The organism is Ruegeria sp. CL6, from assembly GCF_056536465.1.
Map to the genome: position 1 here is coordinate 108,240 of NZ_JBQFPR010000001.1, position 19,341 is coordinate 127,580.

The 19,341-nt window shown below is 55.7% G+C and carries 20 protein-coding genes; 8 read left to right on the plus strand and 12 right to left on the minus strand.

Features of this window, described 5'->3' with window-relative positions; all coding sequences use genetic code 11:
* The first annotated feature begins 28 nt into the window (after positions 1-28).
* From ligA to ACR0LH_RS00585, 3 genes are all read left to right on the plus strand, one after another.
* Complete coding sequence (gene ligA, locus ACR0LH_RS00575; protein WP_480719249.1) at positions 29-2,155, plus strand: NAD-dependent DNA ligase LigA; 2,127 nt, start codon at positions 29-31, stop codon at positions 2,153-2,155.
* Positions 2,152-4,242: an ATP-dependent DNA helicase RecG gene (gene recG / locus ACR0LH_RS00580; protein WP_480719250.1), complete on the plus strand. Its 2,091-nt coding sequence runs from the start codon at positions 2,152-2,154 to the stop codon at positions 4,240-4,242. Before ligA ends, recG begins: the two co-directional genes overlap by 4 nt.
* A 101-nt stretch (positions 4,243-4,343) precedes the next feature.
* Positions 4,344-4,466 (plus strand): hypothetical protein, encoded by a 123-nt coding sequence (locus ACR0LH_RS00585; protein WP_480681982.1) that lies wholly within the window; start codon positions 4,344-4,346, stop codon positions 4,464-4,466.
* A gap of 187 nt (positions 4,467-4,653) precedes the next feature.
* Here the strand turns inward: ACR0LH_RS00585 and ACR0LH_RS00590 are convergent, their stop codons facing one another.
* Both ACR0LH_RS00590 and ACR0LH_RS00595 read right to left on the minus strand, forming a co-directional pair.
* Positions 4,654-5,292, minus strand: coding sequence for a MarC family protein (locus tag ACR0LH_RS00590; protein WP_480719251.1), 639 nt, complete (start codon positions 5,290-5,292; stop codon positions 4,654-4,656).
* 59 nt (positions 5,293-5,351) lie between these two features.
* A complete protein-coding gene (locus ACR0LH_RS00595) occupies positions 5,352-5,804 on the minus strand; it encodes an iron-sulfur cluster assembly scaffold protein (protein ID WP_170485458.1) in 453 nt (150 codons plus the stop codon).
* A gap of 48 nt (positions 5,805-5,852) precedes the next feature.
* On the opposite strand from ACR0LH_RS00595, the gene hisI reads away from it, so the two are divergent.
* Positions 5,853-6,242 carry a phosphoribosyl-AMP cyclohydrolase gene (hisI, locus tag ACR0LH_RS00600; protein ID WP_480719252.1) on the plus strand — a complete coding sequence of 130 codons (390 nt, stop codon included), beginning with the start codon at positions 5,853-5,855 and terminating at the stop codon, positions 6,240-6,242.
* On the opposite strand, the gene gluQRS is transcribed toward hisI, so the two are convergent.
* The 4 genes from gluQRS to ACR0LH_RS00620 form a co-directional block, all read right to left on the minus strand.
* Positions 6,228-7,133, minus strand: a complete 906-nt coding sequence (gluQRS, locus tag ACR0LH_RS00605; RefSeq protein WP_480719253.1) for a tRNA glutamyl-Q(34) synthetase GluQRS — start codon at positions 7,131-7,133, stop codon at positions 6,228-6,230. The genes hisI and gluQRS overlap by 15 nt on opposite strands.
* Entirely contained in the window at positions 7,130-7,744 is a 615-nt protein-coding gene (locus ACR0LH_RS00610; RefSeq protein WP_480719254.1) for a class I SAM-dependent DNA methyltransferase, read from the minus strand. The genes gluQRS and ACR0LH_RS00610 overlap by 4 nt, the downstream gene beginning before the upstream one ends.
* 37 nt (positions 7,745-7,781) lie before the next feature.
* Positions 7,782-9,122: a methylenetetrahydrofolate--tRNA-(uracil(54)-C(5))-methyltransferase (FADH(2)-oxidizing) TrmFO gene (trmFO, locus tag ACR0LH_RS00615; RefSeq protein WP_480719255.1), complete on the minus strand. Its 1,341-nt coding sequence runs from the start codon at positions 9,120-9,122 to the stop codon at positions 7,782-7,784.
* A gap of 254 nt (positions 9,123-9,376) precedes the next feature.
* A complete protein-coding gene (locus tag ACR0LH_RS00620; protein ID WP_480719256.1) occupies positions 9,377-10,162 on the minus strand; it encodes an enoyl-CoA hydratase in 786 nt (261 codons plus the stop codon).
* Between the two features lie 58 nt (positions 10,163-10,220).
* Here ACR0LH_RS00620 and ACR0LH_RS00625 point away from each other — a divergent pair, with 58 nt between their 5' ends.
* Entirely contained in the window at positions 10,221-10,664 is a 444-nt protein-coding gene (locus ACR0LH_RS00625) for a PaaI family thioesterase (protein WP_480719257.1), read from the plus strand.
* A 56-nt stretch (positions 10,665-10,720) separates the two neighbouring features.
* On the opposite strand, the gene ACR0LH_RS00630 is transcribed toward ACR0LH_RS00625, so the two are convergent.
* Complete coding sequence (locus tag ACR0LH_RS00630) at positions 10,721-10,948, minus strand: DUF1127 domain-containing protein (protein ID WP_480719258.1); 228 nt, start codon at positions 10,946-10,948, stop codon at positions 10,721-10,723.
* Positions 10,949-11,047: 99 nt separating this feature from the next.
* On the opposite strand from ACR0LH_RS00630, the gene ACR0LH_RS00635 reads away from it, so the two are divergent.
* From ACR0LH_RS00635 to rpsI, 3 genes are all read left to right on the plus strand, one after another.
* A complete protein-coding gene (locus ACR0LH_RS00635; RefSeq protein WP_480719259.1) occupies positions 11,048-12,451 on the plus strand; it encodes an aminotransferase-like domain-containing protein in 1,404 nt (467 codons plus the stop codon).
* 163 nt (positions 12,452-12,614) lie between these two features.
* Positions 12,615-13,073, plus strand: coding sequence for a 50S ribosomal protein L13 (gene rplM, locus ACR0LH_RS00640; protein WP_039536983.1), 459 nt, complete (start codon positions 12,615-12,617; stop codon positions 13,071-13,073).
* A gap of 6 nt (positions 13,074-13,079) precedes the next feature.
* Positions 13,080-13,565: a 30S ribosomal protein S9 gene (gene rpsI / locus ACR0LH_RS00645; protein WP_170388395.1), complete on the plus strand. Its 486-nt coding sequence runs from the start codon at positions 13,080-13,082 to the stop codon at positions 13,563-13,565.
* A gap of 61 nt (positions 13,566-13,626) precedes the next feature.
* On the opposite strand, the gene ACR0LH_RS00650 is transcribed toward rpsI, so the two are convergent.
* From ACR0LH_RS00650 to ACR0LH_RS00670, 5 genes are read right to left on the minus strand one after another with little or no spacing between them, the layout of a single operon-like run.
* Entirely contained in the window at positions 13,627-14,787 is a 1,161-nt protein-coding gene (locus tag ACR0LH_RS00650; protein ID WP_170566649.1) for an ABC transporter substrate-binding protein, read from the minus strand.
* A gap of 29 nt (positions 14,788-14,816) precedes the next feature.
* Positions 14,817-16,703, minus strand: coding sequence for an AMP-dependent synthetase/ligase (locus ACR0LH_RS00655; RefSeq protein WP_170804024.1), 1,887 nt, complete (start codon positions 16,701-16,703; stop codon positions 14,817-14,819).
* Between the two features lie 5 nt (positions 16,704-16,708).
* A complete protein-coding gene (locus ACR0LH_RS00660; protein ID WP_480719260.1) occupies positions 16,709-17,482 on the minus strand; it encodes an ABC transporter ATP-binding protein in 774 nt (257 codons plus the stop codon).
* Positions 17,479-18,243, minus strand: a complete 765-nt coding sequence (locus ACR0LH_RS00665) for an ABC transporter ATP-binding protein (RefSeq protein ID WP_170388386.1) — start codon at positions 18,241-18,243, stop codon at positions 17,479-17,481. Before ACR0LH_RS00665 ends, ACR0LH_RS00660 begins: the two co-directional genes overlap by 4 nt.
* On the minus strand, positions 18,240-19,337 hold the full coding sequence (locus ACR0LH_RS00670; RefSeq protein ID WP_170603086.1) for a branched-chain amino acid ABC transporter permease: 1,098 nt from the start codon (positions 19,335-19,337) through the stop codon (positions 18,240-18,242). Before ACR0LH_RS00670 ends, ACR0LH_RS00665 begins: the two co-directional genes overlap by 4 nt.
* Between the last annotated feature and the right edge of the window lie 4 nt (positions 19,338-19,341).

The window sequence follows — 19,341 nt, forward strand, 5'->3', positions numbered from 1 at the left end:
AACGCAAGAATATGTGACGGGGCGAGGCATGAGCAATTCAATACCGGTATCAGACCTGACAGAAGAAGAAGCCCAAAGAGAACTGGCGCGGTTGGCTGATCTGATTCTGCGTGCCAACACGCAGTATCACGCAGAAGACTCTCCGGAAATTTCTGACGCGGAATACGATGAGCTAAAGCGGCGCAATACGGAAATCGAGCGCCTTTTTCCGCACCTCAAAAGACCTGACAGCCCATCTGACCGAGTTGGTGCCCAACCTGCGGACGGATTTTCCAAGGTTACCCACGCTGTTCGTATGATGTCATTGGGCAATGCGTTCAGTGACGAGGACGTAGCTGACTTTGAACGCTCCATCCGAAAGTATCTTGGTCTTTCCGAAAGTTCGGAATTGTCGTTTACGGCCGAACCAAAGATTGACGGCCTTTCGCTTTCTCTCAGATACGAAAACGGAACGCTTGTGCAGGCCGCAACCAGAGGGGACGGTGAAGTCGGTGAAAACGTCACCGCCAACGCGCGCACTATTTCGGATATCCCACAAGTCATACAGAACGCGCCTAAAATTCTAGAAGTCAGGGGCGAAGTCTATATGTCGCATGAAGACTTTGAACGGTTGAACGCGCGCCAGGAACAACAGGGTGACAAACCGTTTGCCAATCCGCGCAACGCTGCAGCCGGATCCTTGAGGCAACTGGATTCATCGATAACCCGCTCAAGACCGCTCAGGTTTTTTGCCTATGCCTGGGGTGAGTTAACAGAGCCGTTGGCCGACACGCAAATGGGCGCAATCGATCGTTTGGCTGCGTATGGTTTTTCGACCAACCCGCTGACCGCCGTGTGCCGCACCACTGACCAGATATTGAAGCACTACCAGAGTATTGAGGCGCAGCGCGCAACACTTGGCTATGACATTGACGGGGTGGTCTACAAAGTAAACGACCTATCCCTGCAAGCCCGTCTTGGGTTCAGGTCCACAACGCCCCGATGGGCAATCGCCCATAAATTCCCGGCCGAACTCGCGTGGACCCGGCTTGAAGCGATAGATATTCAGGTTGGTCGCACCGGAGCGTTGAGCCCCGTCGCGCGGCTTCATCCGGTGACCGTTGGCGGGGTTGTCGTCTCGAACGCGACGCTTCACAACGAAGACTATATCGCCGGGCGTGACGCCAAGGGTGGAACCATCCGCGACGGAAAGGATTTTCGGATCGGGGATTGGGTTCAGGTATACCGCGCTGGTGATGTGATCCCGAAGCTGGCGGATGTCGACATCTCGAAACGCCCGGCCGAAGCGCAACCATATGAGTTTCCAACCCTGTGCCCCGAATGTCATAGCGACGCGGTACGAGAGGAAGGTGATGCCGTCAGACGCTGTACCGGCGGGATAATCTGCCCGGCTCAGGCGATTGAAAGGCTGAAACATTTTGTGTCTCGCAAGGCGTTCGACATTGAAGGGCTTGGCGCGAAACAGATCGAAATGTTCTACGATGACCCTGACCTTCCCGTTAGAACCCCGGTCGATATCTTCACCCTACAGGCTCGCGACGCGGCAAATTTGAACAAACTCGCCAACCGAAAAGGCTGGGGGGCGCAAAGTGCCGGGAACCTTTGGGCCGCGATCGACGAGAAACGCGCAATTCCTCTGGGTCGCCTTCTTTTTGCGCTGGGTATCCGTCACATGGGGGAAGCTGCGTCCAACCTGATTGCGAACCATTATGGCTCGTGGGAGGAATTTGAACGCGCCGTAATTGCTTCTGCTCAGTTTGAAGGGGCCGAATGGGAAGACCTATTGGCCATAGATGGCATAGGTGAAATCATGGCGCGCGCACTGGTTTCCGCTTTTGCCCAGGATGCGGAGCGCGACAGCATCGACGCGTTGGTGGCGCAGTTGGACATTCAGGACGCAATCCGGCCCGACACCTCCAGCAGCCCGGTGGCAGGCAAGACCGTCGTATTTACTGGCACGCTAGAGAAAATGACCAGGGCAGAGGCCAAGGCGCGGGCCGAGGCGCTGGGGGCAAAGGTGTCCGGGTCGGTCAGCAAGAAAACAGACCTCTTGGTCGCCGGTCCCGGAGCTGGCTCCAAAGCTAAAAAAGCCGCTGAACTCGGTATCGAGACGTTGGACGAAGACGGCTGGCTGGCCTTGATCGGCACGTTATGACCGGGCGGCCTGAAATACTTTTTCCGCTGTTCGCCCGTCTTGAAACACTCGACGGCGTTGGGCCCAAGACTGCTCAAGCCTTGGTGCAGGCCGGGATCGAAACCCCACGCGACGTTCTGTTTGGCTTACCCTACGCGGTCATTGACCGCCGCCGGCGCGATACCATCCAAGGCGCAGATTTGCCAACAACGTTGACGGTTGAGGTGACGGTGGGCGTGCATCGCGCACCCCGCAACAAGGGTGGCGCGTACAGGGTTCATGTCGAGGACTCTCAGGCAGACTTCCAACTGGTCTTTTTTCATGCGCGCGGTGACTACCTTAAGAAAGTCCTTCCTGAAGGTTCGCGCAGAGTCATTTCCGGCAAATTAGAGTTGTTCGACGGAATGGCTCAGATGGTTCACCCGGATCACATCCTGCCGGTTGAAAACGCGCAGGAAATCCCAGAGTTCGAGCCCGTTTACCATTTGACCCAAGGTCTTACGCAAAAGACTGCGTTCAAAGCGGCCCGGAGCGCACTGGCCCGAGCCCCCGATCTGGCCGAATGGATCGACCCCGCTCAGGTCGCCAAACAGAACTGGGCTGACTGGGCGACAGCGATCACCACATCCCACATGCCTCGCGGGGCGGACGACGTCGCAAGCCATGCACCTGCACGCGAACGGCTTGCTTATGATGAGTTCTTTGCTCATCAGGTGACGCTTGCCCTTGCACGGCAACGCGAACGCAAGGCGAGGGGCGTTGTGAGCGTGGCCTCGGGAGTGCTGCAATCCAAAGTATTGGCCAGCTTGCCGTACAAACCGACCAAGGCACAGATGCGAGCGATTGATCAAATCGCTGCGGATATGGCGTCAGATGCTCGGATGAACCGTTTGTTGCAAGGGGATGTTGGGGCTGGAAAGACACTGGTGGCCTTCATGTCATTGCTGGTCGCGGTTGAGGCTGGCGGTCAGGGTGTCATGATGGCTCCGACCGAAATACTTGCGCGGCAACATTTGGAAGGTCTGCGGCCACTGGCTGAAGATGCTGGAATCGTTCTGGAAATTCTGACAGGCCGCGACAAAGGGGCCGAGCGTCGCAGCAAGTTGCAAGCCTTGAGAAATGGCGACATTCACATTCTGGTAGGCACCCATGCAGTGTTTCAAAGCGATGTTGAATTCAATGATTTGCGGCTGGTCATAGTCGATGAACAGCATCGGTTCGGCGTCAAGCAACGGTTGGAGCTTTCGGAAAAAGGGCAGGGCGCCGACGTTCTTGTCATGACCGCGACCCCGATCCCGCGAAGTTTGGCGCTTGCGCAATATGGCGATATGGATGTGTCGGTGCTGGATGAAAAACCACCCGGTCGCAAGCCAATCAAAACCGCGGTCGTCAGTACCGAGCGTATGGACGAGGTTTTTACTCATCTACGCCGCGCTATCGCGGACGGTCGTCAGTGTTATTGGGTGTGCCCTCTGGTAGACGAATCCGAGGTTTCGGACCTCACCGCCGCAGAGGAACAGTTCAAACGTCTGCGCGCGGTGTTGGGTGAGGGCGTGGTTGGCCTTGTGCATGGGCAAATGCCGCCGTCAGACAAAGACGCAGCAATGGAGGCATTTCAGAAAGGGCAAACCAAGGTACTGGTTGCGACCACTGTCATTGAAGTCGGGGTGAACGTCCCCAACGCAACAATTATGGTGATCGAGCGGGCCGAGATATTCGGACTTGCACAACTGCATCAATTACGCGGTCGAGTGGGACGCGGCGAAGCTGACTCTACCTGTCTGCTAATGTATCAGCCACCGCTGAGCGAAAACGGGCGGAAAAGGTTGGAAGTTCTGCGTGAGACCGAAGATGGGTTCAAAATTTCCGAAACAGACCTGCAAATGCGTGGGGCCGGCGACTTGATCGGAACCGCTCAGTCAGGGCTGCCGAAGTTTCGGATCGCAGATATGGAAACCCAGGCCGGATTGATGGCAACGGCGCAAACCGACGCGAGGGCTCTGCTTGCTAAAGACCCCCAACTTAGCTCGGAAAGAGGGCAGGCAGTTCGCGTTCTACTCTGGCTGATGAAACAGGATCAGGCAATCCGTTTAATATCAGTTGGTTAGGAATTATGTTCACGAATGTTCTCAAAAAGTTCTTTACCGACTCGGGAAAATATGAGAACAAAAGGTCAACAAAGGATTAAAACCCTGACCGGAGGTGACAAATGCTGACCCAGATTAAGACCGCCATCGCTCGCTCGCAATCGACCCTGTTGCAGGACGCGATTGGTGCAGTTTCCTTGGCGGTCATGCTGATGGTTGCCCTGCACCTGCCCGGAACGTTCTGACCCTTTTCTGCCTGCGATCTCGCGCCGATCAAACCGCGCTGTCATCACCATCTCAGTCAAGGGTGACCTGCCTGTCCTAATTCCCTTGAAGGGGCCATGCCTCGGCCCCGCGCGGAAATCCGGACCCCACGTGAGAAACGCAATGCCTGCCGCCGCCCTTTCCGCCCGAAAGGAGCGGCGGTTTTTTTTACAATTGGCCGGTTTTCATGATTTCTAGCATCGCAGAAAGCACCGAATTAACTGCGACCGAAGCGAGGATCATCCCCATCACACGGCTTATGATGGCGGCACCTGAGTGACCGATGAGGCGAATAATGGGCTCTGCCAGCAACATCAGCACGAATGCAATCGCGACGACTGAGATCATAACCAAAGCGGTTATTCCCTGATCAACGACGCTGTATCGACTGTTATCCGTCAAAATCACAATAGCAAGCATCGCGCCGGGCGAGGCAAGCGACGGCACTGCAAGAGGAAAAATGGCCGGGTTGTGCTGGTGCATCGTGTCCTTGATGTCTTCCTCGGCCTCACGTTGTTCTATGTCCTGCTTGCTTTCGCCAAAGATCATTGTCAGCGCGAAAAGGAACAGAATGATCCCGCCCGCGACCTGAAAGGAATTGAGTCCAATATCCAACGCCTCGATCAAAAGTTGTCCAAAAACGAGGAAAAACAGCAATATGCCGGCACTAATGATAGCGGCCAAAAGCGCCATCTTTCGACGCGCGGCCGCTTCTAGACCAGCGGTCACAGCTATGAAAACCGGGATGGTTCCAATGGGGTCAATAACAACCCACAGCGTTACGAAATGTTCCAATAGGTTGTTCAAAATAACTGCTCCCCCTTAATTCGCAGGAGGTTAGACCGGATCGTCAGAAAAAACTATGGTCAGGCGCAGTTTGCCTGCTCAGCCTGCTCCATCGCCTCGGCAGTCGCGTCCAAGGCCAACAGGATCGACGCGTGCCGGTTCTTGTAATCGCGTGCAGGCATCAGAACCTCAAGCCCGTCAAAAGGGGCGTCGGGGGCAGGACCATCTTTCTTGAGCATCAGGGATAACTGGTCGCGCGCTGTTTCAATCTGCGCGCGGGTCGCACCGATGACGGCAGCCCCAACAACAGCCGCCGAAGCCTGGCCCAACGCACAGGCTTTCACGTCCTGACCAAATTCCGAGACCCGACCATCGCGAATTTTTACATCGACGGTCACGGTTGATCCGCATAAAGGCGAGCGCTTTTTCACGGTCGCGTCGGGATTTTCGAGCCGATCCAAATGAGGGATATCAGCCGCCAGCGCCAGAATCCGGCCGGAATATAGCTTGATCAAGTCATTCTCACCAGACATGGCTTTCCCTCGTTGACTGTTCCCCATACATAGTGGGCATCCACCGGGATGCAAAAGGTTTTTATCATGTCAGCTGACGCCACATTCGACCCCTCGACCTTGCAGTTCAACGACGCCGGTCTGATCCCGGCTATCGCTCAGGACGCCACTTCCAGAGAGGTTCTGATGATGGCTTGGATGAATGTCGAAGCCGTTGAAAGAACGCTTGAAACTGGGCGCGTCACATATTGGTCTCGCTCGCGCCAGTCCTTCTGGGTCAAGGGTGAAAGCTCTGGGCATATTCAAGAGTTGGTGGATTTACGCGTGGATTGCGACCGCGATTGTTTGCTGGTTCTGGTCCGACAGACCGGCCCAGCCTGTCACACGAACCGGCGTAGCTGTTTTTATACCGCCGTCCGGGACGGGCAGGAAACCGAGTTGATGTCACCTATGACTTAACCCGACCAAAGCCCTGATGTCATCAGGGCTGAGGCCGTCGGCGCGATACTTGGAAATCGCTCTTGCATCATCACGCTTGGCCAACCTTTTCCCGGTGTCATCCCGGATCAATCGATGGTGATGATAAACTGGCGTATGCAAACCAAGTAGAGATTGAAGAAGAACGTGGATTCGGGTCGCTTCAAATAGATCCTGACCGCGTACAACATGGGTCACACCTTGTTCAGCATCATCCAGAACGACGGACAGGTGATAGGACGTACCCATATCGCGCCGGGACAAAACCACATCCCCAATCGTATCGACCAACCCTGACCCAGTGAATTCGATCAGGCCGGACTCACCGCAAGAACCTTCTCCATCCTCTTGAAATCTTGCGGTTTTATCGCCTTTCGTATCTGTATTTTGAAACAGGCTGGTTGCAGAGTTTGCGGCAAATTCGATATCCAACCTCAAGGGAATGCCCCTTGGCATTGGCCCCGTTCTGCTTGAGGAATTCCGGCATGTGCCCGGATAGATAATGCCGTCCGGTCCGTGCAGTGGTGCGCCTTCCTGCGGTGCGCTGGCGGCAGCGGCGATATCCCGACGATTGCAGGAACAGGGATACAGCAAACCTTGTGACCACAACGTTTCAAGCGCTTGCGTATACTCAGAAAGCCGCGACGATTGTCGCAATACCGGGGTGGGCCAATCCAGCCCAAGCCAACGCAGATCGTCGAAAATCTGTTCTTCCCAATGCGGTCGTGAGCGCGCTTGGTCAATGTCCTCAATCCGAAGAAGGAACACGCCATCCTCTGCCCGCGCCATGTCGCTTGCCAATAGTGCGGAATACGCATGTCCCAGATGAAGTGGGCCCGTCGGAGAGGGCGCAAACCTAGTAATAAATGTCACGTTTTTTCAACAATATAAACGTCAGACTTCAAGTCCATACCGGGCAGATGAGGGCCATATTCGCGGAACAATAGGCGCGCAGCCCCCATATCCAGCCAATCGTTCAACCTACAGGTATATGCCTGTTCCTCCAGTGTATGGTCATTGAAGGAAAACGCCAGCAAACCACCCTTTGGCAGTGCATTCATCAGCAGATCGAAAGTCTCGGGTGGCGCGGCACCAACACTGATGACTCCGATCGCCGCAATCGCTTTGTATGCGCACTGTTCAAGTGGGTTTGGATCGTCCAAATCAAAAGTCGACAGGTGCCTGTAGACACCCTTGGTCGCGGCCCCCTCAAGCATTTTGGGTGAAGGGTCGATTCCGTCCAGAATGCGAAACCCCGCTGCGTGCAGGGATTCCCCCGACAGGCCTGTTCCGCACCCATAGTCCAACACCGGAGTCTTCGGCTCTGGCATTTTTGACCAGAGCGCCTGCGCCACGCGCCCGGGCGTAGCATAGCCATGAGCTGCGACCTCGGCATCATACGTACCCGCCCATTTCTGATAGTGCGCGCGTGTGGCTTCAGGTGTGTCCAACCCGTAAGCGTCCTTGAGGTACTTGTCGCTCATGAGCGCATGTTAGGCCGACGATGCGCAGGTCGTCCAGTCAGCAATGCGCAAGCCAGTTCGACCACTCGGCCTTGGCCCGATCCGTGTAGGCTTTGTAGCGGTCTTTTCGTCCGCGACGGCCACCTTTCAGCCCTTCGACCGGGCGAAACAAACCAAAATTTACGTTCATGGGCTGGAAAGTCTTTGCCTCTGCACCGCCGGTAATGTGATGAATCAATGCGCCCATAGCGCTGTCTTGCGGTACGTCTGGAAGAACCCGCCCAAGGATTTCTGCTGCAGCCAAGCGCCCGGCGAGCAAGCCCATTGCTGCGCTTTCGACGTATCCTTCGACACCGGTGATTTGACCGGCGAAGCGGATATTCGGCTTGGACTTCAACCGCATCTGCGAATCCAGCAATGTAGGAGAGTTAATGAATGTGTTCCGGTGTATCCCCCCCAGTCGCGCGAAACTGGCATTTTCCAAGCCCGGGATCATGCGAAACACTTCTGTTTGCGCGCCGTATTTCATCTTGGTCTGAAATCCCACGATGTTCAAAAGCGTTCCAAGCGCATTGTCTCGCCGCAACTGAACAACAGCATAGGGTTTTACATCCGGCTGGTGCGGATTGGTCAGACCCACGGGCTTCATCGGTCCGTGTCGCAGAGTTTCGCGCCCACGCTCTGACATCACTTCGATCGGCAGGCAGCCGTCAAAATAGCCTGCGGTTTCACCCTCGTGAAACTCGGTCTTGTCCGCAGCCAGCAACGCATCAATGAACGCCTCGTACTGATCACGATCCATCGGACAGTTCAGATAGGCGGTGCGTTCTTCCTCGGTTTCTCCTTTGTCATACCGCGACTGCAGCCATGCTTTGCTCATGTCTATGCTGTCGGCATAAACAATGGGGGCAATCGCGTCGAAGAAAGCGAGTGACTCGGCGCCAGTTTCAGCACCGATGGAAGCCCCGAGAGAGGTCGAGGTCAAAGGACCGGTTGCAACGATCCATTTGCCGTCATCGGGCAGGGTGGTGACCTCTTCTGCTGTGACCTCAACGCGGGGATGGGCGTGTAGCTTCGCCGTAACGGCTTCGGCAAACGGGTCTCGGTCAACGGCCAGCGCGCCTCCGGCGGGAAGGCGATGGGCGTCGGCGGTGCTCATGATCAGGCCATCAGCCGCGCGCATTTCCCAATGCAGCAGTCCAACTGCGTTCTGTTCATCATCGTCAGAACGAAACGAATTAGAGCACACCATCTCGGCCAGATTTCCTGTTTGGTGCGCAAATGTGCCAACTTTGGGCCTCATTTCGTGGATCACCACGTCGACGCCCATTTCCGCTGCTTGCCAGGCCGCCTCGGACCCGGCCATGCCGCCGCCTATGATATGCAATTTCTGTGTCATGCGCTGCCACATAGGGCAGAGTGCGCAGCAACGCAAACGTCTGTTGGCTAAAACTTCACTTTGGAGGGGGAGTTTTGGGGTCGCCGCTGCGGGAATGTCAACGCCGGTGAGAGAAACCAGCTTGGAGGGACCTTCCGCCTACAGCGACCCAAAAGTGTATCCAAGGCCGCAGCCTTGTCTCAGCTTTGACACAGTGTCGCCCTTTTGAAAAGTCCAAAAATGCGAACATTGGCAAAAAAGCCAATACAAATACGTTATTGTTCCCAGTTGGGTGGTCTTTTTTCGATAAAGGCGCTGATACCTTCTTCGGTGTCGCGATGCAGCATGTTCTGGGCCATAACTTCTCCTGTAAAGGCATAGGCTTCCTCTATCGGCATATCCAGTTGCCGATAGAATGCCTGCTTGCCGATCTTCACGGCCGAGCTGAGTTTGGTCGCCAGTTGATCCGCCAGCGCCTGCGTTTCGTGGTCCAATAACATCTCGGGCACGACCCGATTGACCAGCCCCAACTCGGCCGCCCGTTCTGCCGAGATAAAGTCGCCAGTGGTCAACATTTCAAACGCGCGCTTGCGGGGAATATTCCGACTAAGGGCAACCATCGGCGTCGAGCAGAACAAACCTATGTTCACCCCGTTTACCCCGAACCGCGTCCCCTCTGCCGCCACGGCAAGGTCGCACGTGGCCACCAACTGACACCCCGCCGCAGTCGCGATGCCATGGACCTGAGCAATCACAGGTTGCGGCAAAGACTGGATGGACAGCATCATCTTGGTGCATCTGGCGAACAAATCCTGAAAATATGCCTTGCCGCCATCCTCGCTCTGGCGGCTGGCTGTCATCTGCTTGAGATCATGGCCGGCGCAAAACCCTTTTCCCGCTCCAGATAGGATCACAGCGCGAATTTTTTTGTCGTCGCGTAGCGCGTCAAGTTCCGCCTGAAGCGCAGCCAGCATCTCGTCGCTGAGGGCGTTCAGGCGGTCCGGCGCATTCATTTTGATTTTGGCAACTGCGCCGGTGTCGCTACGTTCCAGAATTCCCATCTTGCCCTCCGTTCCGATGTGAGGCCAACTCTAGGTCGGCAATTCGAGGAGGGGAAGTATGTCGTTGGTTTTGAACCGCGAAGAACTGACAGAGTACTTGGGGATGGTGTTTCCACAAGTCCACGAGGACTTTGTCGTTGAAAGCGTGACAGAAGATACGATCGTTATGCGTCTGGTTGTTGAGGACAGGCACCTTAGGCCGGGCGGAACTGTCGCGGGTCCTTCGATGTTTGGGCTGGCAGATGTATGCGTTTATGCGCTCATACTGGCGCGGAAGGGGCGTCTTTCCCTTGCTGTAACGACAGGCTGCTCGATGGATTTCATGCGTAAGCCAGATGGCGACAAGGACGTGATTGCCCATTGCCGGTTGCTGAAACTCGGCAAGACGTTGGCGGTTGGCGATGTCTTGATGTACTCGGAGGGAAAGGATGAACCCGTCGCACGGGCAACGATGACCTATTCCTTGCCGCCCGAGGGATCAGCGGCTGCGAAATTCGGTTAATAAATGGCCGGGAAAACCCGGCCAAGGAAGATGTCCCGATTGGGACTGGGGAAACCTTATCCGTGCCAGAAGGGACGGTTTGCTTCACGGTTGGCCTGATGCCAGGTCAGCCCGACATCGCGCAACATGCGGTCGTCCAGCTTTGACAAATTGACCCTGCTGCGGCGGTGACGCTCCCATTTGGTGACAGTCGCCGCAAACCGCAGGGCCAGCACAGCGATCAGCGGCAGCCGAGGGCTGTCGTTCAGCAGTATGAGGGCGGGGGTGTGCATTGCGCGTGTCATCTTGGGTATCCTTTCAAATTGTATTGACACAAACGTAACATTTTCGGTACGATTGATTGATACATTCCACATTGTGTCAAAATCAAAGGAAGAATTGTAATGGATACAATTTGGCCAGAGGCTCTGCCCAAATCAAAGGGGCCAAAATACACTCTGGTGGCCGACACAATCAGAAAAGCCATTGATAACAAAATGCTGGAAGTTGGCGCAAAGCTTCCTCCGGTACGGGAGCTTGCGTACAGGCTGCAAATCACGCCGGGTACAGTGGCCCGTGCCTATACGATTCTGACCGATGAAGGGTTGCTACAGGCCGAAGTGGGGCGTGGTACATTCGTCGCCGCCCCCAAGCCCCCCCTGCTGGACGATGTTTGGGCGCGGCAACTGCATTTGCGAGACGACAAATACAACGCCAATGTCAGCCTGTTCAGCCCGAGACTGGCGGACGTGGGGCAGGTGGCATTGATCCGAGAGTGCATGCAAAAAGTAGCGCAGTCTGATCCTGGCCTGTTCATGAACTACCCAACCCGCGACGCGTATCTGCCAACCAGACAAGCCGTTGTGGAATGGCTTTCAGACCTTCCACTTGGTGCATTGACCCAAGAGGACATCGTGCTGACTCATGGCGGTCAGAATGGATTGTGCCTGGTCTTTCAAACAATCCTACGCGGACCAAAACCAGCCGTTTTGGTCGAAGACCTGTCTTATGCCGGATTCCGTCGGGCAGGTGAGCTCATGCGGGCCGAGGTCATAGGCGTAAAAATGGATAAATGGGGGATCGAGCCAAACTCGATGGAGCAGGTATTGCGGCACACTCCAGCCCAAGCAGTTTGCGTGTCCCCGGAAGTTCAAAACCCGACCGGATCGCACACTCCGTTGGAAAGACGCAAAGAAATTGTCGAAGTTGCGCGCCGCTTTGACGTTCAGATCATTGAAGACGACTGCTATCGGATGGGAGATGCGCGTGAGCCCAGTTATCGCGCCCTTGCGCCGGAAAGAGGGTGGCACGTGTCGTCGATCTCAAAGGTCTTGACCCCGGCGTTGCGTGTCGGATTTGCCATTGCACCACGCGAGCGTAGCGTGGATTTACGGCGATCCGCCGAATACGGGTATTTCGGACTGGCCCAACCTCTGGCGGAATTAACCCGGTTGATGTTGTCTGACCCACGAACCCGCCAAATTGCCAGAGATGTTCGCGTTCGCATGGGGGACTACGTCCGAATTGCAGTGAATGCTCTTGGTGGGTTTGACCTGAACTGGGCACCGGACGTTCCTTTCGTCTGGCTGAACCTTCCATCCGGCTGGCGCGCGGCCGCGTTCAGCAGGGCCGCAGAAAGAGAGGGCATACAACTGCGGTCGGCCGATGAGTTTGCCTTGCGGGATGGCAGGGCACCCAACGCCGTGCGCATTGCTATGAACGGGCATGTGTCACTGGAACGGTTTGAAGACGCCATGCATCAATTAAGACGGCTGCTAGACAATCCGCCCGAGCAAATAAGCGTCTAGGTGTGGGGTAAAATAATACCTATTTATTAAATCATTGTTTTTACTGCATAAAAAAGACCAGAGCATTGTTGACCTGCGCGCGCACCCAATCTAAATACGCTCCATCGAATTCGGGCCGCTCTGTCTTGGGGCGGTCTTTCACATCAAACAGGACTATCCTGCCATGAAAACCTTTTCTGCAACACCTGCAGACATCGACAAGAAATGGATCCTGATCGACGCCGAGGGCGTTGTTCTGGGCCGTCTTGCCTCGATCGTCGCCATGCGTCTGCGTGGCAAGCACAAAGCGTCGTTCACCCCGAACATGGACATGGGCGACAATGTCATCGTGATCAACGCTGACAAAATCCAGATGACCGGCAAGAAGCGTGAAGAAAACTTCTACTGGCACACGGGTCACCCGGGCGGCATCAAGTCGCGCACCAAGCAGCAGATTCTCGAGGGTGCACACCCCGAGCGCGTCGTGACCCAAGCGGTCAAGCGCATGCTGCCGGGCAACCGTCTGGCACGTCAGCAGATGACCAACCTGCGCGTTTACGCCGGTGCCGAGCATCCCCACGAGGCGCAAGCGCCCGAAGTTCTGGACGTAAAGTCCATGAACAAGAAAAACACCCGGAGCTAATGACCGATGGCTGATCAGATCAATACTCTCGAAGAGCTGAGCGCCGTCGCAGGCGTTGAAACCGTGGCTGAAGAAGTCATCGCACGTGAACCCGTGCGCGACGAGCTGGGTCGCTCCTACGCCACCGGCAAGCGTAAAGACGCTGTTGCCCGCGTTTGGATCAAGCCGGGTTCCGGCAAGGTCACCGTGAACGGCAAGGATCAGGACAAGTATTTTGCACGTCCCGTTCTGCAGCTGATCCTGCGCCAGCCGTTCCAGGTTGCCGGTGTAGAAGGTGAGTTCGACGTTGTTGCAACCGTCAAAGGCGGTGGCCTGACCGGTCAGGCCGGTGCGGTCAAGCACGGCATCTCGAAAGCGCTGCAACTCTATGATCCGTCGCTGCGTGGCGCTCTGAAAGCCGCTGGCTTCCTGACCCGCGACAGCCGCGTTGTGGAACGTAAGAAATACGGTAAGCGCAAAGCGCGTCGTTCGTTCCAGTTCTCGAAGCGTTAATCGCTACGGACACCGAATTTGGAAAGGGCTCGCATTTGCGAGCCCTTTTTTGTTGTTCGGGTTATTCTTCGTGGACTTTCTTCCACGCCCCATTTTCAACAACGCTGACGTAGACGGTATCCGCGCCCTGATGGTCATCAGGACCATAGGTTATCTCATTCCCCACCAGTTCATCGGTGTAGTTCAAAGACTCCATCGCTGCGATAAAGCTGTCATGCGTTAGATCGGGACCGGCCGCCTCAAGCGCTTTGACCATCATATCGGCCGCAGCGTATCCAAGCATAGAAAAGCCCACAGGGTCTTCGCCGGTTGCCGCTTTATATTCTTCGATGAATGCGGCGGGAACGGGATCATCCGCACGAGCCCAAAGATCCTGCCACGAAGCCGCGGCATAAAACCCATCAGTCACGCCGCCCGGCACCTGAGCGACCACGGTCAGGAAACTGGCCGAAGTTCCGAGGAACTTCATATCCTCAAGGCCCATTTTCTTGGCTGTTCCGACGACCGTGATCGCCTGACGCACACCAAGAGCCATCGTGACAATGTCGCAGCCTTCCTCTTTCAGCTTGCTGAGCGAGCCAACAAAATCGGTTTCATCAGGTTTATGCGTCGTTTCGGCTGCGAACGCGATCCCAGCTTCTTCGGCACCCGCCTTACTGCCTTCCAGGATCTCCTCACCGAAATCCGTCGGCAGATACATCGTGCACACCTTTTGCGAGCCGAACTGCTCTGCCAGGTACTTCACCCCGATGCGGCTTTGATCGAAATAGGTCGAAAAGGACGTAAACTTGTTCCTCATCGGTTCTTGCAGCATTTGCCGCGCGGCGGTCAGGGGGGCGACATTGGGAATACCCTTTGGATCCAGCAGCTTGAAACCCGCCAGGTTCATCGGGGTTCCCAGCGACTGCAGCATTGCAAAAACCTTGTCGCGGTTCAGTAGCTTGTTATAGCCCTGCATCGCCCTCGGCATCTGATAGCCGTTATCCTCAACCACAAAGCGGATCGTTCGACCGTGCACGCCGCCTTCCGCATTCACGCGGTCGAACACGACATTTGCCCCTTTAGTGGCAGGAACTCCGACGGCGGCGAAGATTCCACTCAGGTCGTTGACCGAGCCTATGACGATCTCGTCATCCGTGACGCCTTGCGTCTGGGCGCTGGCAAGTGTCGCCGAAGCCGTCAAAGCGGTGGCTGTGGCCAGCCGTTTGATCAGTTTCCTCATATTTCTCCTCCCTTTGGGTAATCCCTTATCTATTTGTACATGTCTTCAATAAGATGTCCGTGTTTCTTTTCGACAAAGCTGCGCTTAAGTTTCATGGTCGCGGTAAGCTCATCGTCATCCGCAGTGAGCAAGACGTCGATCAGACGGAAGTCCTTGATTTGCTCGACGCGCGCGAACTCTTTGTTAACGGCCGCGACTTCGGACGCGATCTGATCCTTAACCTCGGTCGCAGCACACAGGGACGCGAAATTGGAAAAAGGAATTTTCCGATCCTGCGCGAATTTCTCAACGTTTTCCTGATCTATCATAATCAGGGCCGTCAGGTATTTCCTTTTGTCCCCGATCACGACTGCGTCCGAGATATAGTGGCTGAACTTCAATCTGCTTTCGATTTCCGCCGGAGTAATGTTCTTGCCGCCCGCGGTAATGATGATGTCCTTCAGGCGTCCGGTTATGGTGACATAACCTTCGTCGTCGATCCGTCCCATGTCACCGGTCCGCAACCAGCCATCCGCTGTGAATGTCTCGGCCGTTTTTGCGTTATTGCGCCAATATCCCTGAAAGATGTTCAGACCCTTGATCTGAATTTCACCATCATCCGCGATACGAACGTCATTGCTTGGGACGGCCTTTCCGATCGTACCCACCTTGTTGTTCTGGAGCGTGTTCAGCGTTGCCAAACCAGAGGTCTCGGTCATTCCGAAACCTTCGACCAAAGGCACGCCGATAGCCCAATACCACTTGAGCAGTTCGGTCGAAATCGGAGCAGCGCCGCTTCCGCCCCGGCGCATTTTGTCCATCCCCAGCATCCGCCGCAAATTGCGCAGCACCAGGCGATCCCATAACCAGAAATTGGCAGCTACTCCGGCGGGCACAGGTTTACCCGCAAGAATGTATTCAGCCCTCGAAAGTCCGGCTTTCAACGCCAATCCGAAAGCGGCGCGGCCAACCGGAGTTGCGTCCTGAGCCATGATCAAAACCTGCGAATAAATCTTCTCCCACACGCGCGGAACAGCGGTAAAAGTAGTGGGCGAGACTTCCTGCAGGTTTGCAAAAACGGTTTCAGGGCTTTCCGCAAAGTTAACCACGCATTTCGCAGCCAGTGGGAAGTAGACCGACACATCGCGCTCGAGGATATGGCAGAGGGGCAGGAAGCATAGTTGTTCGTCAGTTTCCAGTGTCGGCAGGGAATGTGCGCCACATTCGATGGCGGCCAGAATGTTTTCGTGGCTCAGCATCGCGCCCTTTGGCATCCCAGTCGTGCCCGAGGTGTAAACCAGCAGCGCCGTGTCTTGCGGGGAAGACAACGCAATCTCGTCCTCGAAACTGTCAGGCGCATCCTTTTCCGCCTGCTGGCCGATCGCGTAAAGGTCGTCGATCATCATGCATCTCGCATGATCAAGGTCGTGCAGACCTTCGTCTTCAAGGATGATGACATTCAGAACACTGGGTATTTCGCCTTCGATCTCAAAAAACTTGTCCAGTTGTTCTTCGTTCTCGACCACCAGAAAGCGGCTATCGCTGTCATTGACCAAGTACTTCAGTTGACTGGCTGAATCAGTGGTATAGACGCCCGAAGCAATTCCTCCGACACATTGGATGCCCATATCGAACCAGGCCCATTCCTTGCGGTCTTCGGACAGGATCGAGACGACCTCGCCACGTTGAAGACCCAGCTTGCGCAGGGCGAGGCCGATCCATTTCGCGTGCTGCCAGTAATCGGTCCAGGAATACGACTTCCAGATTCCGAAATCCTTTTCGCGATGCGCAGTACGATCACCCAAAGCCGCGCAACGCTTCTGAAAAAGCTGGCTGATTGTCACACACTCATCCACCAAAACGGGCCGTTGTCCGGGGGTCGCGTTGAACTGAATGCCGTTGATCTTGGTCTGAGGGGGCAGGGTGCTGATGTTCATCTGACTCACCTCCACGTTTTTCTGCGTTTCCAGCGGCGGTTTTCCCGCGCGCCTTCCTCCTGAACGCCCAGATAGAAATTCTGGATGTCTTCGGATTTCATCAACTCGTCCGCGTCCCCATCCATGACGATGCGCCCGACCTCCATCACATAGCCATGATGGGCCAGTTCCAGCGCAGCATTGGCGTTTTGCTCGACCAGCATCATGGTCATGTCCTGCTCGTCGTTCAGGCGTTTCAAGATCCCGAAAATCTCTTGTACCAGCAGCGGCGACAGGCCCAATGAGGGCTCGTCCAGCAGCATGATCTTTGGGTTCGCCATCAACCCGCGCCCGATAGCTAGCATCTGTTGCTGCCCGCCGGACAGGGTCCCGGCCTCTTGGCTGCGACGCTCTTTCAGGATCGGAAAGTACGAGAATACAAGGTCGCGGTCATGATCGATCTGCCCCTTGTCGGTCGAGGTGTAGGCACCGAGGGATAGATTTTCATCAACCGTCAGCAGGGGGAACACCTCACGCCCTTCGGGAACATGAACGATACCTTTTTGAACCACTTTATGCGGCTCAGAGCCTTGGATCTCTTCGTCCTCAAACGTGATCTTGCCCTTTTCCGGGTCCATCACACCTGAGACCGTCTTCATCAGCGTGGTCTTTCCCGCCCCGTTAGCCCCGAGGATTGAGACAATCTGCCCCGGATGCACGTCCAGCGAAACACCCCGGATGGCCATGATCGGGCCATAGAAACTTTCGACATTGCGGATGGTCAGGATGGGCGCACTCATGAGGCTTTCCCCAGATACGCTTCGACAACAGCCGGATGGGATTGCACCTGCGAGGGTGTCCCAAGCGCCAGCATTGCTCCGTCTGCCATTGCCAAAACCCGATCGGAAACCCCTGAGACCAGCCCCATGTCATGCTCGACCATCAAGACGGTAATCCCCATCTGCCGCCGGATGTCGTCGATCCACCAGCGCATGTCTGTCGTTTCCTCGACCGACAGGCCCGAGGCCGGTTCGTCCAGCAACAGCAGTTTGGGGTCTGTGGCCAGTGCGCGGGCAACCTCGACCACTTTGCGCACACCATAGGGCAGGCCCGATATCATCTTGTCGCGATAGGCTTGCAGGTCAAGGAAGTCGATAATTTCCTCGACCTTCTCGCGGTTTTCGATTTCCTGCCGCCGAGCCGAGGGCAGGAACAACACCTCGGACAGCACGTTTGTTTTGCGGTGGCGATGCCGTCCGACCAGCAGGTTCTGCAGAACGGTGGCGTGTTCAAACAGTTCAATATTCTGAAACGTCCGCGCCACCCCATAGGCGGCCACGCCCGAGGGTTTGACCTGCAGCAGATCGTGGCCGTCAAAGCGGATAGACCCGGCAAAAGGGTCGTAAAACCGCGAGATGAGGTTGAACACCGTCGATTTACCCGCACCATTGGGGCCAACGATGGCAAAGACCTCGCCCTCTTCGACCGAAAAGGACAGGTCATTCACCGCCGTCAGGCCGCCGAACTTCAAGGTGACATTCTGGAACTCAAGCAAGCTCATCTCAGGCGCTCCGTCTTGAGGTAGGACTTCTGACGTTTGAACATGTCCTTGCGGTAGAACGGAAACAGCTCGAACCACGTACGGATTTTCAGCCAGCGGCCATACATGCCCATCGGCTCAAACAGGATGAAGGCGATCAGGATCATCCCGAAGATGCCGAATTCCAGCCCTGGTATGGCGACGGTGCTGCCGCCGAACAATGCGCCGACATATTCCTTTGAGATCGACAGGAATTGCGGAAGGAAGCCGATGATAATAGCGCCCAGGAAAGCACCGTGGATCGAGCCCAGTCCGCCGATCACGATCATCATCAGCAGTTGGATGGAGATTACAACGCTGAATGTTTCATTGTTGAACGCGCCCGCATACATCCCCATCAACGCACCGGCCCATCCCGTGACAGCACAGGACAAGGCAAACGAAATCATCTTGGTGCGCGCAATATCAACACCCATCGCCTGCGCCGAAACCTCGGAGTCTCGTACCGCAATAAAGCTGCGCCCAAGCGGTGCACGCAGCAGATTGATATAGCCCAGCGTCACCAACACGGCCACGACCAAAACCAGCCAGAAGAACTGAACCGGCGTACCCCAGCGGTCTACCAACACGCCGAAAATCTCGACCCCACCCAGATACTTGCCAGCAACGCCACCGGTGATCGGTTCGGCCAGAACAATGAGGTCGTCCATCAGGATCGAAAGCGCCATTGTGAAGATTGCCAGATAGATGCCGTGTAGACGAAGGGCAGGGACGGCGACTGTAACCCCTGCAATTCCGGTCAGAACACCGGCCAGAGGAAATGCGATCAGAAATGGAACTCCGGCTTCAATCAGCGTGACATTGGCATAGCACCCAAAGGCCAGAAACGCCGCATGTCCCAGACTGACCTGCCCGGTGTGCCCCGTCAGGATCATCAGACCCAAACCGGCGATGGCCCAGATCAGGACATTCGTCAGCTCACCCAGATAGAAATCATCCAGCCACCAAGGAGACGTGGCTACAACGGCTAGCAAAACGAGATAAAGGCCAAGCTGGTAGCTATCCTTCCAGGGGCGGATATCCTGCATGTAGTCAGTTTTGAAGATGATCCTCATATGC

Coding starts and splice junctions, on each gene's coding strand:
- ligA (WP_480719249.1), top strand. CDS start 29: ATGAGCAATTCAATACCGGTATCAGACCTGACAGAAGAAGAAGCCCAA.
- recG (WP_480719250.1), top strand. CDS start 2,152: ATGACCGGGCGGCCTGAAATACTTTTTCCGCTGTTCGCCCGTCTTGAA.
- ACR0LH_RS00585 (WP_480681982.1), top strand. CDS start 4,344: ATGCTGACCCAGATTAAGACCGCCATCGCTCGCTCGCAATCGACCCTG.
- ACR0LH_RS00595 (WP_170485458.1), bottom strand. CDS start 5,804: ATGTCTGGTGAGAATGACTTGATCAAGCTATATTCCGGCCGGATTCTG.
- hisI (WP_480719252.1), top strand. CDS start 5,853: ATGCAAAAGGTTTTTATCATGTCAGCTGACGCCACATTCGACCCCTCG.
- ACR0LH_RS00610 (WP_480719254.1), bottom strand. CDS start 7,744: ATGAGCGACAAGTACCTCAAGGACGCTTACGGGTTGGACACACCTGAA.
- trmFO (WP_480719255.1), bottom strand. CDS start 9,122: ATGACACAGAAATTGCATATCATAGGCGGCGGCATGGCCGGGTCCGAG.
- ACR0LH_RS00620 (WP_480719256.1), bottom strand. CDS start 10,162: ATGGGAATTCTGGAACGTAGCGACACCGGCGCAGTTGCCAAAATCAAA.
- ACR0LH_RS00625 (WP_480719257.1), top strand. CDS start 10,221: ATGTCGTTGGTTTTGAACCGCGAAGAACTGACAGAGTACTTGGGGATG.
- ACR0LH_RS00630 (WP_480719258.1), bottom strand. CDS start 10,948: ATGACACGCGCAATGCACACCCCCGCCCTCATACTGCTGAACGACAGC.
- ACR0LH_RS00635 (WP_480719259.1), top strand. CDS start 11,048: ATGGATACAATTTGGCCAGAGGCTCTGCCCAAATCAAAGGGGCCAAAA.
- rplM (WP_039536983.1), top strand. CDS start 12,615: ATGAAAACCTTTTCTGCAACACCTGCAGACATCGACAAGAAATGGATC.
- rpsI (WP_170388395.1), top strand. CDS start 13,080: ATGGCTGATCAGATCAATACTCTCGAAGAGCTGAGCGCCGTCGCAGGC.
- ACR0LH_RS00650 (WP_170566649.1), bottom strand. CDS start 14,787: ATGAGGAAACTGATCAAACGGCTGGCCACAGCCACCGCTTTGACGGCT.
- ACR0LH_RS00655 (WP_170804024.1), bottom strand. CDS start 16,703: ATGAACATCAGCACCCTGCCCCCTCAGACCAAGATCAACGGCATTCAG.
- ACR0LH_RS00660 (WP_480719260.1), bottom strand. CDS start 17,482: ATGAGTGCGCCCATCCTGACCATCCGCAATGTCGAAAGTTTCTATGGC.
- ACR0LH_RS00665 (WP_170388386.1), bottom strand. CDS start 18,243: ATGAGCTTGCTTGAGTTCCAGAATGTCACCTTGAAGTTCGGCGGCCTG.
- ACR0LH_RS00670 (WP_170603086.1), bottom strand. CDS start 19,337: ATGAGGATCATCTTCAAAACTGACTACATGCAGGATATCCGCCCCTGG.